This window comes from Anaerosalibacter massiliensis (genome assembly GCF_024623155.1).
Taxonomy (GTDB): domain Bacteria; phylum Bacillota; class Clostridia; order Tissierellales; family Sporanaerobacteraceae; genus Anaerosalibacter; species Anaerosalibacter massiliensis.
The window spans coordinates 36,793-55,125 of the sequence record NZ_JANJZL010000004.1 but is presented as its reverse complement, the minus strand read 5'-3'; the positions used below and the strand labels follow the sequence as shown (position 1 = coordinate 55,125).

At 29.5% G+C, this 18,333-nt stretch carries 10 protein-coding genes and 3 riboswitches; all 10 genes read right to left on the bottom strand.

From position 1 onward, the window contains the following. Nucleotides 1–5: 5 nt before the first annotated feature. Nucleotides 6–689, bottom strand: coding sequence for an ECF transporter S component (locus NSA23_RS07395; protein ID WP_075052137.1), 684 nt, complete (start codon nt 687–689; stop codon nt 6–8). Then, the gene (locus tag NSA23_RS07390) at nt 670–2,373 is read right to left on the bottom strand and encodes an ABC transporter ATP-binding protein (RefSeq protein ID WP_042683032.1); all 1,704 of its coding nucleotides are present in this window, start codon (nt 2,371–2,373) and stop codon (nt 670–672) included. The genes NSA23_RS07395 and NSA23_RS07390 overlap by 20 nt, the downstream gene beginning before the upstream one ends. Further along, entirely contained in the window at nt 2,346–3,227 is an 882-nt protein-coding gene (locus tag NSA23_RS07385) for an energy-coupling factor transporter transmembrane component T (protein ID WP_050069863.1), read from the bottom strand. The genes NSA23_RS07390 and NSA23_RS07385 overlap by 28 nt, the downstream gene beginning before the upstream one ends. A gap of 28 nt (nt 3,228–3,255) precedes the next feature. Further along, on the bottom strand, nt 3,256–3,795 hold the full coding sequence (locus NSA23_RS16625; RefSeq protein ID WP_042683033.1) for a DUF4430 domain-containing protein: 540 nt from the start codon (nt 3,793–3,795) through the stop codon (nt 3,256–3,258). 2 nt (nt 3,796–3,797) lie between these two features. After that, the gene (locus NSA23_RS07375) at nt 3,798–5,741 is read right to left on the bottom strand and encodes a prenyltransferase/squalene oxidase repeat-containing protein (RefSeq protein ID WP_050069864.1); all 1,944 of its coding nucleotides are present in this window, start codon (nt 5,739–5,741) and stop codon (nt 3,798–3,800) included. Between the two features lie 25 nt (nt 5,742–5,766). After that, a complete protein-coding gene (locus tag NSA23_RS07370; protein ID WP_042683034.1) occupies nt 5,767–7,797 on the bottom strand; it encodes a DUF4430 domain-containing protein in 2,031 nt (676 codons plus the stop codon). A 151-nt stretch (nt 7,798–7,948) separates the two neighbouring features. Beyond that, nucleotides 7,949–8,098, bottom strand: a riboswitch (cobalamin riboswitch). 202 nt (nt 8,099–8,300) lie between these two features. Beyond that, nucleotides 8,301–12,779: a leucine-rich repeat protein gene (locus NSA23_RS07365; protein WP_042683035.1), complete on the bottom strand. Its 4,479-nt coding sequence runs from the start codon at nt 12,777–12,779 to the stop codon at nt 8,301–8,303. A 137-nt stretch (nt 12,780–12,916) separates the two neighbouring features. Beyond that, a riboswitch (cobalamin riboswitch) is annotated at nt 12,917–13,066 on the bottom strand. Nucleotides 13,067–13,268: 202 nt separating this feature from the next. Then, nucleotides 13,269–15,758, bottom strand: coding sequence for an Ig-like domain-containing protein (locus NSA23_RS07360; protein ID WP_042683036.1), 2,490 nt, complete (start codon nt 15,756–15,758; stop codon nt 13,269–13,271). A 384-nt stretch (nt 15,759–16,142) separates the two neighbouring features. Continuing rightward, entirely contained in the window at nt 16,143–16,988 is an 846-nt protein-coding gene (locus NSA23_RS07355; protein WP_042683037.1) for a leucine-rich repeat domain-containing protein, read from the bottom strand. A gap of 250 nt (nt 16,989–17,238) precedes the next feature. Further along, nucleotides 17,239–17,422, bottom strand: a riboswitch (cobalamin riboswitch). Between the two features lie 78 nt (nt 17,423–17,500). Continuing rightward, complete coding sequence (locus tag NSA23_RS07350) at nt 17,501–18,202, bottom strand: DUF881 domain-containing protein (protein ID WP_042683039.1); 702 nt, start codon at nt 18,200–18,202, stop codon at nt 17,501–17,503. Nucleotides 18,203–18,333: the final 131 nt, after the last annotated feature.

Below are 18,333 nucleotides of genomic sequence, written 5' to 3'. Positions count from 1 at the left end.
TTTTCTTAAATTCCATACTTAATTTTTATTCTCTCTAGTTTTTCACCGAAAGGCTTTAATGCAAGCATCAAAAAAACCACATTTGAAATTGCATAAATTGCCATAAAAGGAAAAGAAGTGGCTACTGCTGCCATATAGCGTTTCATATTGTAAATACCATCTATAGAAAGGGTAGTCCATATGTCCATTATTAAAGAGAATATTATTCCTGAGAAAATTCCATATATGGACAAAACCACTCTATTTTTCAACAACAATTTTTGCATAAATGGTAGCCCAGCTATAAAACCTATCATCCCCCATGAAAACATTTGGCAAGGAGTCCAAGGACCTTGTCCAAAATAAATATTAGAGATAATTGCAGACATTGAACCTGTTAAAAATCCTGCCTCGGCTCCCAAATAAATAGCTGTAATAATCACTATAGCTGCAACAGGTTTAAACCCCTGAAGAGCAGTAAAAGCAACACGTCCTGCTACTGAGATAGCTATCATTACAGCTATAATAACTATTCTTCTTGTGCTAGTCTCTCCTTTTTCAAATGTAAGAAAAATAGGAATACACGATAAAATTGCAATAATCATAGAAATAAGATTATATTTTCTATCTTTAAATATAATGACTCCTAAAGCAATACATAAAGGAATTAGTATAATTATAATGATATTTTTAATTTTTTTGTCGTTCATAGTCTTTTTTCACTCCATTTAACTTGCATATTTCAATAACATCTTCACAAGTTATAGCATTATTATACATATGTCTAGATATACGATTTGCAGCAGTTGTATAAAAACTATTATTAGAAAAAAATTCAACTGGTCTATCTGTTGAAATAATTTCCCCATCAAAAAATAAACCACAACTATCTGAAGCTACAGCAGCAAACTCAACATCATGAGTTACCATGATAATAGTTACTCCCTGCTTTTTTAAATCTAGTAAAATATCATATAAAACCTTTTTAGAAAACGCATCTATCCCTTTTGTTGGTTCATCTAAAAGAAGAATTTTAGGTTTCAATAAAAGTATTTTCCCAAGAGCTACTTTTTGTTGTTCTCCGCCACTTAAATCATAGGGATGCTTATCTAGTAATTCTTTAATAGAAAGCATTTCTACAATTTCCTTTGTATAGGTATTTATCTCTTCTTTTGTATATCCCATGACTTTTCCTATCTCTTTATAATCTTCTTTAACGGTTGATTTCAAAAAAACTGTTTGTGGATTTTGAGGTAACACGGCAATATTGTGCTTGTATAATTCCTTGCCTTTATATTTATTTATTTTTTTCCCTCTTATTAATATCTTGCCCCTATATGGTTTATTTTGACCAGATATAATATTTAAAAAAGTAGTCTTTCCAGACCCATTTCCGCCCAAAATACTAACTATCTCTTCTTTCTTTACATGAAAATTTAATCCAGTCAATACATCTGGTAAATCTCTTTCATAGCGAAACCAAATATTTTTTAACTCAATTATATTTTCTTCTTCATTTTTATAATTTGTTGAAAACCTATCTAAAGTAACAACTTTGTTTTCATAATTATTCGATAAAAACTCTCTACCTTCACGTACTGTGAGAGGACTTTGTCCCTTAGTATCTAATCCATTAAATATGCGAATAGCACTAGGAAGTGCTGAAAGCATTTTATGGTTTTCATCTATTTCTTTTAATTCCTGTCCTATATATTGAGGTTTGTCATATAAAATAATATTTCCTTTTTCCATTATCATTACTTTATCTGAAATAGGTATAACTTCTTCTAATCGATGTTCTACCAATATAATAGTAAGACCTAAATCCCTATTTAACTTTTCTAAAGTACTTATAAAGTCAGATGCTGCTATAGGATCTAGTTGTGAAGTTGGTTCATCTAAAATAAGGACCTCTGGTTGCATCACCATAATTGAAGCCAAGTTCAAAAGTTGCTTTTGACCACCTGAAAGCTCTGTAGTCTTTTTTCTGAACCATTGATGAATACCAAAAAAATTAGCCATTTCTCCTACTCTTCTACGAATAACTGGTGTAGGAATACCCAAATTTTCTAATCCAAAAGCTAATTCATGCCATACCTTATCCGTTACTATCTGGTTTTCTGGATTTTGCATTACAAAACCTATATCACTAGCTGCTATTCTAGCATCTAATTCTTCTAGTCTTTTATCTTTATAATAAATATTGCCATCCTTATCTCCATAAGGAGCAAGCTCTCTTTTTAATAGTTTTAGAAGAGTAGTTTTACCTGAACCTGATTCACCACAAATTGCTACAAACTCTCCTTGTTCAATGGAAAAGGATATGTCTTCTAAAGCCTTTATTTTTTGTTCCGGATATGTAAAGTTTAAATTTTCGACCTTAATAATTTCCAATGTATATTCTCCTTTACTTCTATAATAAAAGGCAAAATCATTAGTATAAAAATAAATATATATTCTAATATTCCAACCCTAGATAACTTCAATATTGAAATAGCTGGATAATAATAAAATTCAAATATATTAAAAGCAAAACCTAAAACTACAATTACTGAGATTAAAATAATAGCAATTAATATTGTCATATCTCTTTTATCAAACTTAAATAAGGAAAAATTAGTCCGTCCTTTTAAACCATATCCTCTTGATTTCATCGAATCTGCTTGATTTATAGCATTTTCTAAGGACCAAGTTAACACACTATTTAAAACCCTTATACCACTTAAAACTCTATCTGTTATACTGTCACTAGAATATAATCCAAGGGTTTTCTGGACTTGGTTTACCTTTTTAATCTGCTCCTTAAACATAGGTATAAATCTCAAAGCCATGGAAAGAACTAAAGACAATTTAGGAATCGCCCTTCCAAATAGATAAACAAATTTATCTGAAGTCATTACTTGACTATAGGACTTGCTCCAAAAAATCACTGCGATTAGCATAGTACCAATAGCAATCCCATAAATAATAGCCTCTACGGTTACTGGTTTATCGTTAAGGAAAAAAAGCACTGTCTCACCATTATGACTGAATATAGGATTTGTAATAGCTATCAATATAAAAACCAAAAAATAATATATAATATCTTTCAATATAGCTCTTGGTGAATTCATCATAGAAAAAAATAATATACTTCCAACTAATGAACAACCTAAAATCACTGGATTCATTGTAAACATACTTATAAATATAACTAACAAGTAATATAAGAACAAAATAGTTGGATGGAAGGAAGAAAAACTTTTCATTTTTATCACCTTATCTTATTTTTAAATTTTATTTAAATGAATGTCCTAAATCTCGTCCTAAATTGCAAGTATAGTTGAATTCAATAACATCTCCATCTTTCAATTTATATTTATTTACTCCATAATCAGGAAATTTGCCATTTACAGAATACATCCATCCACTTAGAGGTCCACAGGAAAATTCATATAAAAAATTGATTCCTTTTATATAAACACTATCATAGGAGTTTTTATCTGCTCCTTGAAATTCCATTTGAATCCTATTATGGCGAACAGCTCTATCTAAAATATCAAAAACTGTATCTCCTGAACGCAACACATATTCTGTTTTCTTTAAAATAACACCATCCTTTGGAACATATTTCTCAGACTTTAACTCTGGCGACAATTTATCCCAGTTATCTAAAATTGTATCACAGCGAATACTTATAGTAACTGTTTCTGAATCTTCCGTTATATCATCAATATGGGTTAAATAATACTCATCAACAGATTGAATCTTAGTACCTGACACTAATATAGATATGAGCAGGATTATAAAAGCAAGTACTAATAAATCTTTTTTCACTTCTACTCCTCCTCATCACTAAATTCCTCATCATCAAATAATGACATTTTCTGTTTCATTCTTTCTTTTTTACGCTTTTTCATTCTACTCCCCACAACAAATGCAAGAATACCAACTACTATAATTATAACTATAGCTATAATACGAGCACGAATTAAATTGTCTATTTGAGTTTTAGATTTAATTACATCTTCATAGCGAAGTACTTTCTTCTTGTCATAACTACTTAGTTTGTTAAATCTTGACACTATTTCATCTACATTTTTCTTATCTTTTATAGATAAATCATTAAATGGATATAGCTTGTCTAGTATTTCATCATTTAAAGATTCTATTTCTGCTTTTATTTTTTCAATTTCCCTCTTTTTATCATTTAACTCATCTAATAAATGAATATACTCATCTTTATTTGTAGCTTTTTCTAGTTTTTTAATTAGTTTAACTACTTCCACATAATGTTCTGTTGTTAATTTATCAGGTAAATTTTCAACTTTCTTAACATCTTCCTTAGTAAATAAAGCACTGGAAGAAAATTCTTCACTTTCATCAAATATAGGAGTTATGGTACCATTACCATTTTTATTTACTCCTATATTAGCAGCTATAGGCTCAGAAGTATTCTCTATACCAAGAGATTTCATAGTATCTGACAATTTATAATAATTATATACATAGGATCTTTCTGAAATAGGTATCTTCAAATACTCCGAAAAAACTTCTTTAACCTTTTCTACATCCCCTTCCGACAAATTGTCTATAGATTTTTTAACAGAATTAACCTGAGATTTTGTCTTTTCATCCATTTCATCACGAAAATCATAAAGACTTCTAAACCCATTATTATACCTACATAATGACGCAAAAGAATACAATACCTGTTCACTTGCCATAGAATTTGATTCATCTGGTTTAGATGAAGGGTTTTCTGAATCATAAGTTTTTGAATGTAAGAAACCTCCATCTTCCATCTTATATTTCATTATTCCATCTAATAAAGTATTTCCATTTTTAATAAACCTCTTATCATTAATAGGATCTACTCCAAGGGTAGAAAGAGTAACTAAAACTTGTGCTGTACTTTCAGAGTTTTCTGCACCCCAACTTTCAAAATCTCCATCATCTAGTTGAAATTTTGACAAAGTCTCCAAAGCCTCATCTACTACTTGACGAACAGTTTTACTTACCTTCTTTTTAGTTGCTTTTTGCGTATATGTGTAAACTTGTTCACTGTTATAATAAGGTGCTAAAGCTTGTATTGCCATAGCTGTTATATCTGTATCAGATTCACCACCCTCAAGAGAAAAACCTCCATCAGATAATTGTTTTTTTATGATCTCTTCAATGATTTCATCTCGAGTATAACTTGAATCTTCTGGAACAACATACCTCATACTATCAAGAGTAATAAGTCCCCAAATCCATCCATTGATACCCTGAACCCCTAAAGATTTAGTTTTCTTTCTATTATAAGTCCCATCTGCAATAAGATTTATAGGCTTCCCTTTTTTATCTTTCCCTATATTTGTAGGATCACCACCCATAGATAAAATAGCCAAAGAAATTCTATGAAGTTCAGTAGCCTTGGTATCACTTAATTTATCATCTTCAAAATATCTGTGACTAATTCTATCTAAAATCACAGCTAAATACGCATCATAATCATCTGGATAACCAATTCTTCCAATGCCAATAGGATACCAATCCCCCGCACTATCTCCAGCATTTTCTAAAAACTTATTATTTAATAAATATTCTTCTTTGTTCACACCTATATCCGACTTTTTCCAATTTATTATTCCCTCAATGACCTCTAAAAGCTCTTCTGTATTGTAATCTCTGGACCTTTCTTCTCCATAGGATACAGAAGTGAATACATTTATTAAAATTAGAACTGATAGTAATCCAGAAATAAATCTATATCTTATTTTAAATATATTATTTTTCATATTTAACTACCTCTCTATATTTCAATTACCATTCTTTATGCCAGTTTTGTCCTTGACCACCTAAACCACCAGCTCCTCCAATATCTCTTCCAAAAAATAAAGTGTACCTAATTCTTATTACATCTCCATCTATTAAATATTGATCCGCAAATCCATAGTTTGGATAATGTCCATTGACACTATACATCCAACCAGAGCCATTTGAAAAATCAAATTCTCCTAAACTATCAGTATTATAAATCTCAGGTCCAAAACGATCTGCTTCCTCTGCTACAAGTTCAGCTAAGTCCTCTGGTATAACAGGATTAGTCACTAACCCAGGCTTTATAAGATGAGCTAAATAGAAAGAATCACTAATCCTACCTTGATGCTCATAATTAAAGCCCCTTTCTTTTAAGAAATTATCTAATAAAACAGAAGCATCTTCTCCTTCCCGTATTTCAACTTTTGTAGGTGGTATAATATATCCTAACCCTATAGTTGTAGCTTCGATACTTATAGTTGCATGACCTGTTACCTCTCCTTTTTCCTTTACAATTCCTTTAATGCTCCTAAATGTTGATTTAGTTCTATTTCCCTCGGAATCACGTGCAATAATATCAACTCTATTAGCACCATTTCTTATTGGAAGATTATAACTGGTCTGACCTCCATCAGTCCAATTAATAGACACTGGTTTTCCATTGCAAGACACTATAATATTGCTTGCATCTATCCTGTTTCCCTTATAATCCTTAGCTATTACCCATATATTATATATTGATGATTTAATAGTGATTCCCTCTTTTAAATTAGTCTTTATAGTAGGATTAAAACGATCGTTGTCATCTTCATCTCCTTTACCTGGCAATACTCTATAATAAATTGTATATGTTTCTTGTTTTATATCCTCACCATGAATAGCTGTTAAATTAATGCGTTGTCTCCCTTCTTCAGTAAAAGTAAGTGAATAATTACCTTTATCATCTCCTTGTATATATTTGCCATGATGTTCAACTTCTAATTTTACTTTTTCATCATCTACTTTTGCTATAGCATTAAAAGAAAAATTTGGATCAGTAACCCACTGTTCATCTTTCAAATTGGTAATTATCTTAATCTTTGTATCTTTTTTTTCATAAGTAATCAAATAACTTTTTTCTTTAGTATTTCCTTCATCATCTGATGCAGATATTAAAAATTTATTTTCACCTTCAGTTAAATTAACATTGTAATTATTTTTAGTTTCTTCCTTTATTTTTTTACCATTTAAATGTACATCTACCGGAAGGTCTTTTCCTCCCTTTTTAGCAGATGCCGTGAAGGAAAGTTCTGCTTTTGTAACTTTTATTCCATCCTTTAAATTAGAATATATAACAATTTCATCAATATTTAGGTGAACAATATAAGTTTTGGATACTGAGAATATCTTCCCATCTTTATCTTCATATATTACTCTAACCTTGATAGAATTTATACCCTCATCTAATATAACCGTCCCTTTAAAATCTTTAACTAATCCATTGCTGACAAAAACTTCTGTTTTTCTAACTTTTAACCCATGATCTTTCTGTTTAATAACAAAAGAATACTCCTCATCTGTTACAATTTCATTATGTACAATACTAGTTGTAAAATATTCATTTATTTTTGATCTATCAGTATCTTTATTAGCATCTTCAGAATTTACAATTTCAATATTAGAAGACTCTGGATTAATTTCATCACTCTCAGCGCCTTCGTTTTTATTGTTTTTACTTTCATCTTTTTTATCTTCATTATTTTCTGTTCCTTTTGCATTATCTTTAAGCTTGTCATCTTCCTTTTTTTCTTCTAAATCTTCCTCAGTTAATTCCTCTATTTCTACTAAAGGATCATCATGACTTGCCAATGCTACTTGAGAACTATTTTCTGCAATTCCTTTAATAGGATTTTCAGGATTTAAAATAGATTGATTACCCAAAATATTTCCTATATAAGTTATGAAAAAAATCATCACAAATATTGCAGTAAAGTATCTGAAAAATTTTTGATTATTAGAAATCACTTTCTTAAACTTCCCAAAAAAATTTTTCATAAATCAAACTCCTATTCCTTTAATATAATTTATAATATATCCCAAAATAAAAAGAGCTTCTATCCTAGGGAGTTTTAACTCCAAAAACTAAGATAGAAGCTCTTTTTATGCTGTAGAACTTTACTTAAAACGAATCCCTTATGCGAGGCTCGTTTCCCATCATCAAAGAGCAGGTTCCCGACTAAAGCTAAACTTTTCACGGTAGCGCATCTGTTCAGGAATTTCACCTGATTCCCTAAGGATAATATACCTATCCTTCCCAATATATAAGCTATTGAGACTACTTTGATATAAAGTTAAATTGTAATCTAATAATATTATACGAACATTCTTATACTTAATTTAAGTATAGCATATTTAATTTTCAAAGGCAAACTGATTTTGTTTTTTCTAATATAGTTATAATCATGCTCATAGGAACATTTTTCTATAATTCTATAAATATTATTATACAAAGAAATAAGGATGAAAACTCATGAAAGTCTTCATCCTAATAATTAATTTTAGGCTTCTCTTTCCTTCTTCTTGCCTATCCATAGTTTTGTTCCAACTACTAATAAAATAACACCTAGAATGCTAATCCATAGCATAGAAGATTCTCCTGTCTTAGGAAGTGCTGTCTCTCTTGATTTGTCTTGTATATTAGGTTTAGTTGATTTATTATCTGGTTTATCTACCTTCCCCGGCTTAGTTGGTTTATTTGGTTTATTTGGTTTTTCTGGCTTAGTTGGTTTAGTTGGTTTTTCTAGTTCCTCTGGTTCTGGTTGAGGTTTAGAAGCTTCTTTATCCTTTAAACTTTCTATTGCTACTTCTATAGCTTTAACTACATTATCTACCTCTTCTTGAGTTACTTCCTCTTTATTAAGTATTTCCTTTCCCTTTGCTATTGCTTCATTTAATACTTTTATGCTGTTTTCTGTCTTGCCTTCTGTATTTATATTTTTAGCTTTGTTTATTATTTCTTCTAATTTTATCTTGTCCACTTCTGGCTTAGGTTCTGGTTTTGGTTCTGGATCTTTCTTATCCTCAAGATTTTTTATTGCTAATTCTATATCCTTAACTGCATTATCTATTTCTTTTTGAGTTACTTCTTCTTTGTTAAACATTTCTTTACCTTTTGCTATTGCTTCTCTTAATATTTTTATGCTTTCTTCTGTTTTACCTTCTAATTCTATATTTTCAGCTTTATTTATTATTTCTTCTAATTTTGTCTTATCTACTTCTGGTTTTGGTTCTGGTTTTTCTTCATCTTTAAGGTTTTCCATTGCTACTTCTATATTCTTAACTGCGTTGTCTAATTCTTCTTGAGTTACTTCTTCTTTGTTAAGTATTTCTTTACCTTTTGCTATTGCTTCATTTAATACTTTTATACTATCTTCTGTTTTGCCTCCTAATTCTATATTTTCAACCTTGTTTATTATTTCTTCTAATCTAGTTTTATCTACTTCTGGTTTAGGTTCTGGTTCTTCTTTATCTTCAAGATTTTCTATTGCTGTTTCTATAGCTTTAACTGCACCGTTTATTTCTTCTTGGGCTACTTCTTCTTTGTTAAGTATTTCTTTACCCTTTGCTATTGCTTCTTTTAACACTTTTATGCTTTCCTCTGTTTTGTTTTCTAAATCTATTTTTTCTGCCTTATTTATCACTTCTTCTAATTTAGCTTTATTTACTTCTGGCTTTAACTCTTCTTTTACTCTTACTTTAACATTTACTTCTGGCTTATCTCCTGTCACACCTTCTGGCAATTCATAACTTCCTACAAATTTATATTCTCCTGCTTTATTCCCATCATATTCTTCACTTGTCCAATTTATATCTACTTCTTTCTTGCTGCCATTGCTTAAGTTTAATATTATTCTTTCTGGCAATGCTACATTTTCTTTTTCTGTTCCAAAATCCACTTCTAGATTATCTATTTTTCCTATACTTACTACTGTAACTGTCTCTATCTCTGGCGATTTAATTGTTAAAATATATTCTTTATCTATACCATATTTTTCAATAACAAACTTTGTTGGATGATCTACGTCTACTGTATTGAATTTACCCTCTGACCAATCTCCTCCTGCACCACCATCTTGTTTTATATTTACTCCTTCTGTTCCAAGAATTTTTAATGTATAAGAACCAAGACCTATCATATCTAATTCATCTTCTGGAAAATCTTTTGGTAGTTGTACTGTAATTTCAGTTCCGTTTATTTCACCCTTAGCTATTAACTCTCCACTCTTTAAGAATTCAACTTCATTAATAGATAATTTTTCACGTTCATCTTCTAAAAATACTGGAGCTATACTTGTCTTTCCATCTTTACCATTGTTAATAAATGCACTTTTTTCTACTTTTACTTCATTTTTATAATTGTCAATTCTTGCATTTCCCTCTAAAATATTGTTGTCTGCAAAAGCATTTATTCCAATTTCCTTTACACTCTTTGGAATATAAATATTAGCTAACTTATTCTCACTAAAGACATTAGTTCCAATAGTTGTAACTCCCTCTGATATATTTATTTTTTCTATTTCATTTGAGGAAAAAGCACCATTTTCAAGATCTTTTACATTGCTTGGCAATTCTAATTCAGTTATTTTATTCTTTGAAAATGCATCAGCCTTAATTATTTCTACACTATTTGGTATATTTATAGTTTTCAATTTATTATTATGAAATACAAAAGATCTTATTTCTTTTATTTTATTTGGAATACTTACCTCTATTAATTCATTATCACTAAAGGCATAATCTCCTAATACGATTACATTATTTGGAATATCAACTTTAGATAATTTATTATTTGTAAATGCACCTGAACCTATAAGATCCAATGAATTTGGTAATTTTATATTAGTTAGTTCATTATTCCTGAAAGCATTCTTTTTAATCTCAAGCAACCTTTCTGGAAAACTTATCTTAACCAGTTTATTACCTTCAAATGCACTTTCCTCTATCGAAATTATATTGTTTGGAATATTAACTTCTGCTAATTCGTTTCCTTTAAAAGCTTCTTTTTGTATTTCTATTACACTGTCTGGAATATAGATAGCTTCCAATCCCTTATTTTGGAATGCACCAGTACCTATTTCCATAACAGGCTCACCATCAATTTCATTTGGAATTACTACATCTTTATCTTTTCCTTTATAGTCTATAATTGTATTAGTATCCTTATTAAATTCTAATTCTGATTCTGGAATTTGTTTGGATACCTTAACTATAGTCTTAACTTTTAATTCTGTTGGAGGATCTGTCTGTCTTACATCTTCTGGAAGTTCAAATGTCCCTACGGCATTATAAGCACTTATTTTATTGCCATCATAATTTTCTATACTCCAGTTCAAGTCAACTTCATATTCTTCTCCATCAGAATCTATAATTTTTGTTGTTTTTGGTAGTAGTTTTTTTGCTTCCTTTTCTGTTGTTCCTATATCTACTAGAACATAGTTAATTGGCTTAATATCCTTTATTGTAGGTAACTCATCTTTACCTCTATATTGTGCATATAGGGTAATATCATGTTCAGGCATGGACAGGTATTCACCAGCCTTATATATTGTTCCACTACCATCAGGTTTTGTATTCCAATTCTTAAATTTCTTATCACCCACTGCAGCTGCTTCAGTAAGTTCTATTGCCGCATATGGAGCTACCTTCTCTGTTTTTGTCTCTCCATCTAATACATATGTTGCATTATGAGCTTTAGATTCTCTATATTCATCAGAAAGCATGTATTTATATTCACCATTTTTCATATCAGTCATATCATATAAGGGTTCTATACCTTTTTTATAGCGGTCGTAGGCAATAAGTCCATAAAGGGCTTGATCTGTTGCCATTGCATTTACTCCTGTACCTGCACCGCCACCGCCATCATTACCTGCTGTTACATGCTTAAATCCTCCAGACTCTGGTGACTTTCCACTTCCAGCTGCCCAAAAAGTTAGAAGGGCATCTATCATATTATTAGTTGCAACTCCATCCCTATTGGCTCCCTTTGTAATAAAACTACAATTCTTACCAATATATCTTAATTCTACATTATCTGACTTTGGATCTATATTAAGTGCTGTTAATGCTACAATAGCTTGTACAGTACTTTCAGCGTTAACATTTCCCCAAGCATTATAACCACCATTATCTACTTGCAATTCTGAAAGTGTATAAATACCTCTTTCTACTACCTTAGCAAATTCCTCATATGAAGGTGAATCTTTTTCACGAACTTTATTATATTTGGTTTCATTTAAATAATAAGGTGCCAATGCCTGTAAAGTCATTCCTGTCATATCAGGATCTGGCATCTTACCAAAAAGAGCCCAACCTCCAACTGTTCCATCTTTCTGAACAATTTCCTTATCTAATATAAAGTTAATCATTTTACTAAAAGTATTTGCATCTTTATTATCAGGTTGCTCATAAAACTTATATCCTCCTGTATTCATAGCTATAATTTCCCAAACAGGTCCATTAATTCCTTGCCTATAGGAAAAACTATGAGAACTAGACAATTTCTCAATAAAATCATATTTTCCAGCTACTTTTGTAACATCATATCCTAATGATGTTAATGTAAGCATAAGACGGGACCACTCTGTAGATTTACTACGGTCAAGGATTCCATCCTTTTCAATAACATATTTCTCAATTCTTTTTATGTAGTCTGTAAAATACTCCTCTTCAAGCTCACCTGTATAGCCATATCCTGTATACAACCCTCTTAACAAGTCCATAACAGACCATTCTCCAAAGGTTGATCCCATTGTTGGCTCTGGAACTGTCTCCATTATATATTTTGCTGCTGCATTGATATAAAACCCAATTTCTGGCTGTTCATCTTCCCAAAAACGAATTTCTAAATCCTTATAATCTTTTGTATAATCATAAGCTACAGCAGATACCGTCATAGGAAGCATGTTCATAACCAATATTAGTGCAAGAACTAAAGATGTCAAACCTCTAGTAAACTTTTTCTTAAAATTATTCAATTTTTTCCCCCCTTGTTTTAAACTTTTTATAATAAAAAGAGCTTCTATCTTAGGAAGTTTCAAACTCCAAAAACTAAGATAGAAGCTCTATTTATGCTGTAGAACTTTACTTAAAACGAATCCCTTATGCGAGGCTCATTTCCCATCATCAAAGAGCAGGTTCCCGACTAAAGCTAAACTTTTCACGGTAGCGCATCTGTTCAGGAATTTCACCTGATTCCCTAAGGATAATATACCTATCCTTCCCAATATATAAACTATTGAGACTACTTTGATATAAAGTTAAATTGTAATCTAATAATATTATACGAACATTCTTATACTTAATTTAAGTATAGCATATTTAATTTTCAAAGGCAAACTGATTTTAATTTTTCTAATGTAGTTATAATCATGCTCATAGGAACATTTTTCTATAATTCTATAAATATTATTATACAAAAAAATAAGGATGAAAACTCATGAAAGTCTTCATCCTAATAATTAATTTTAGGCTTCTCTTTCCTTCTTCTTGTCCATCCATAATTTTGTTCCAACTACTAGTAAAATAACACCTAGAATACTAATCCATAGCATAGAAGATTCTCCTGTCTTAGGAAGTGTTGTTTCCTTTGGTTTATTTTTTATATTAGGTTTAGTTGGTTTATTATCTGGTTTATCTACTTTTCCTGGCTTAGTTGGTTTCTCTGGTTTATTTGGCTGAGGTTTAGAAGCTTCTTTATCCTTTAAACTTTCTATTGCTACTTCTATAGCTTTAACTGCATTATCTACCTCTTCTTGAGTTATTTCCTCTTTATTAAGTATTTCCTTTCCCTTTGCTATTGCTTCATTTAATACTTTTATGCTATTTTCTGTCTTGCCTTCTGTATTTATATTTTCAGCTTTATTTATTATTTCTTCTAATTTTGTCTTATCTACTTCTGGTTTTGGTTCTGGTTTTTCTTCATCTTTAAGGTTTTCCATTGCTACTTCTATATTCTTAACTGCGTTGTCTATTTCTTCTTGAATTACTTCTTCTTTAACAAGTATTTCTTTACCTTTTGCTATTGCTTCTTTTAATACTTTTATACTATCTTCTGTTTTACCTTCTAATTCTATATTTTCAGCCTTGTTTATTGCTTCTTCTAATCTAGTTTTATTTACTTCTGGTTTAGGTTCTGGTTCTTCTTTATCTTCAAGATTTTCTATTGCTGTTTCTATAGCTTTAACTGCACCGTCTATTTCTTCTTGAGCTACTTCTTCTTTGTTAAGTATTTCTTTACCTTTTGCTATTACTTCTTTTAATACTTTTATGCTTTCCTCTGTTTTATTTTCTAAATCTATTTTTTCTGCCTTATTTATCACTTCTTCTAATTTAGCTTTATTTACTTCTGACTTTGACTCTTCTTTTACTCTTACTTTAACATTTACTTCTGGCTTATCTCCCGTAACACCTTCTGGCAATTCATAACTTCCTACAAATTTATATTCTCCTGCTTTGTTGCCATTGTATACTTCACTTGTCCAATTTATATCTACTTCTTCTTTAGTTCCATTACTTAAATTCAATTTTATCTTATTTGGTAATTTTGTTATTGCATCTTCTTTATTAGTACCAAAATCTACTTCTATATCTTCTATTGGATCTATTTCTTTTACTGTTACTACTTCTTCTTTTACAACTACTTTAACATTTGCTTTTGGCTTGTCTCCAATTACTTCTTCTGATAGCTTATAGTTTCCTACAAATACATATTCTTCTGATTTATTACCATCATATTCTTCACTTGTCCAAGTTACATTTACTTCTTCTTTAGTTCCATTACTTAAGTTTAATTTTATTTTCTTTGGTAATTTTTCTAATACTTTTTCCTTGCTTGTACCAAAGTCTACTTCTATATCATTTATAGCTTCTATTGATACCACTTCTACTATATTATTTAAAGCTTTTTCTAAATTGCTTAAAGATTTATCAATGTCTTCTTGAGTAGCATTGACAGTTTGAAGAACTTTAATAGCATCATCATATGCTTTCTTGATTTTACTTATCTTCAAATATTCATCTTTTCTATCACTACTATTTATTTCTGCTACTTTTTTAGTCAATTCATCTTTATCTACCTTAGGGAAAAAGTTATTTTCATAACCCCCGCCCATGGCATCTGCACCACCAATATCATTTCCATAAGCTAATGTAAATTGTACACGCATTACATCTCCATCTTGAAGATACTTGTCAGCAAATCCTACATTTGGAAACACATTATTTACAGCATACATCCATCCTGACATATAGTTAAAATTAAATTCTCCTAGACCATATTCTGGGTCATATTCTTCTTCATCATATACCCCGTTTAGTTTTTCTTTCAGTGCATCTGGAATTTTAGGGGTATCTTTATAAACTGTATTTGTGTCATCTAAAACATTTTCTAAATAAAAACTACTTTCAAGATTACCCGTATTTTCATACTCATATCCATGATTTCTTATTATCTCATCTAATTCTTGAGCTGCATTTCTCCCTTTATGAATATCAACTTGAATAGGCTCTATTAAGTATCCTAACCCTACTGTAAATGCCTCCATACTAAAAGTAAAACTACCAATTACATCTCCATCTTCTGCTTCTTCACGAATTAAAGTATATTTTTGTAAATATTTCTTTCCATTACAATTTACATTTATTTCAACATTATTTGTTCCTATCTCTAAATTTAAAGTATAGCTAGTTTTTTCCTTATCATCCCAGTTAATGCTAACTGGCTTTCCATTGTTTGTGACTCCAATATTTGAAGTACTTATTTTTTCTCCACTAGAATCTTTTGCCCACAAATCAAATGTTATCTTATCTGCTTTTGTGGTCATTTCTTTTAAAGTAGTTTCAATACTTGGTTCAGATGTTTCTACCCCTTCTGTAAATGATAAATTTGCCGTAGAAAACAGTATTGTAAATACCATTAAAAAAGATAAGAACTTCTTAATACTATTATTTTTCAAATAGCTCCCTCCTTAATTTTTTAAATTTTTCGCAACAAAAAAGCTTCTATCATGAGAAAAACTCATGACAGAAGCCCTATATATGCTGTAGAACTTTACTTGAAACTAGTACACATGCGAAACTAGTTTTCTGTCATCAAAGAATCTGTTTCCGACTTGGTTATAATCTTTAATATAACCTTTACGGTAGCGCATCTGTTCAGGATTTTCACCTGATTCCAGAAAGATAATATATATCTTGCCTTATATAATATATAGGCTTTCTTTGAGTTTAAAGTTAAGTTTTTAGGTTAAAACGCAAAAGAATATGTCTTTACTTATACTATCAAATAACAAATAAAATATCAATATTTTAAAAATGCTATATTAGCTAAAAGGATTTTTTTATATGTATTTAGTTTTAATTTCGAATTTCTCACAATAAGAATCTATCTTTGAGCCTTCTTTACATATTACAATTGTATGTTTGTTTACAAATTCTTCCCCTATTTCATCTAAATCATGAAGTATTTTAACAGTTTTTAATCTTCTACAACCAGTAAAAACTCTATTTCCAATTTCCTTAACATTTAAAGGTATTGTGACATTCAACAGAAATTTACAATTTTTAAAAGCAGCATCATCAATTTTTCTAACCTTCTCAGGTATTTGAATATTATTTATTCCAGATAAATAAAAAGCTTCTTTATCTATATATTCTAAACTTTCTGGAAACTTAATTTCTTTTAGAGATTTTGTTTTGTAAAATGTTCGAAATTCAATTTTTTTAATGTTTTCAGGTAATTGAATGTTTTTTAAACTATCACAGGAATTAAATGCATCTGCACTAATTTCTTTTATTTCACTTTTATTTGAAATAGTAATCTCCTTTAGATTTTTACATCCTTTAAATGTATCTTTACTAATTTTATTCATTCCATTTGGTAAATTGATTCTTTTTAATTTTATGCAATCCTTAAATGCTCCTTCTTCAATTACTTTTACAGATTCAGGAATATTAACATTTCTTAAAGCTTTACATCCTTTAAATGCATTTTTGCCAATTATAGCAAGAGTTTTTGGAAGAATAATTTCTTTAATCATTTCATTATTTTCAAAAGCATTATTTCCAATCCTTATGTAATTCTCCTCTATTTTTAGCCTTTCTTCTCCATAACTTCTTGCTTTTCTTTTATCTAGCATATAAAAAGTATTTCCCACGTTCCAAACCCTTATCTTCCCCTTTGCCATTCACTCCCTCCTTCCAAAAACTATTTATACTAAGTCCACATTAGGCCTACACCGTTTAAATAATATTTATTTCTATATTGTGTTTAATTATTAACATTATCTTATATAACCTTAATAAAATAGTTATATTTTCTAACAATAAAAAAAATCCTATAACGGTAGGATTTTGCATACTAAGCATGTCTATATATAAAAATATAAATATATATTTTTTAGATAAGTACATGTCCATATAATTTCCCACCGAAATCATGGTTTCTATTCTATGGCAGGTCTCCTGACTTAAAGTTTCTAGCCTAATACTCTTATCTTCCCGAAAAATAAATTTCAGTGACGTTTTTAGAGTATTGTAACTTTTACAGTAGCGGGGGCTGTTAAGGTTTTTCACCTTATTCCCTATTAATGTAAAAACAACCATAGAAGTATTTAATTTTATGTCCATTATAATATATGAAAAAATTGTTGTCAACTTATTGCTAATATAAAAAACGTCCATTATTCATGGACGCTTTTTATTTTGTTCCTTCTATTATTGGTTCTGCATCTTTGAATTCAATTACTTTATTAAATTTTGGTACAGTAATATTGTTCATCTTCTTGATTTTTATATCAAAATATTCATCATCAGTTAATGTTTCACTTATTTTATATAAATCATTTTGATTTCCAATTACTTTTATTGAGAATGGGGTATTAGTAGACATTCCATTTATCTCAAAATGCCTTCCTGCTACTTCTATTTCCGTATAGGCTGTAATCCTCAAATCGTTGATTGAAATTGCTTCTGAACCTGCCATTCTCAAAATATTGACAATAAAAGTTAATAATTCCTTCTTCTCTATTAATACTTGATCATCAGAATAATATAAAGAATCATCATGTAAATCATTGATATCAATTATAATGCCAGGTCCTTCTACTTCTTCATATCCACATAACATTTTATATTTTTCAACTTCATCTATTAACCCTTTTGTTTTCTTATCCATAATATTTTTTTCATATTTTTTTAATACTTTACTCCGTTCTTTTATTTCTTCTTGCAAATTTTCTTTTTCTTCATTGATTTTATCAATTTCTGATATTAGCTTTTCTCCTTCTTTACCAGGAGTTATATTAGCTTCTCTAACACTATCTACAGTATTAAATTGAAAACCAATCAATACGCCTAATACAGTACTTATGATAAAAAATATAATCTTATCCTTTTTCATATTATCTTTCTCCCTAATCAAATAAAATAAACTTTTTAGGCTTTTATTTTTATATAAATTAAGCTAACAATGAAAATTATATCATACTTAAAGCTTTAATTAAAATGAAATTACATTATATATCCTATACC

What these genes read in the sequence shown, in the direction of transcription:
- NSA23_RS07375 (WP_050069864.1), bottom strand. Translation starts at nt 5,741, where the DNA reads ATGAAAAATAATATATTTAAAATAAGATATAGATTTATTTCTGGATTA.
- NSA23_RS07355 (WP_042683037.1), bottom strand. Translation starts at nt 16,988, where the DNA reads ATGGCAAAGGGGAAGATAAGGGTTTGGAACGTGGGAAATACTTTTTAT.
- NSA23_RS07395 (WP_075052137.1), bottom strand. Translation starts at nt 689, where the DNA reads ATGAACGACAAAAAAATTAAAAATATCATTATAATTATACTAATTCCT.
- NSA23_RS07385 (WP_050069863.1), bottom strand. Translation starts at nt 3,227, where the DNA reads ATGAAAAGTTTTTCTTCCTTCCATCCAACTATTTTGTTCTTATATTAC.
- NSA23_RS07370 (WP_042683034.1), bottom strand. Translation starts at nt 7,797, where the DNA reads ATGAAAAATTTTTTTGGGAAGTTTAAGAAAGTGATTTCTAATAATCAA.
- NSA23_RS07350 (WP_042683039.1), bottom strand. Translation starts at nt 18,202, where the DNA reads ATGAAAAAGGATAAGATTATATTTTTTATCATAAGTACTGTATTAGGC.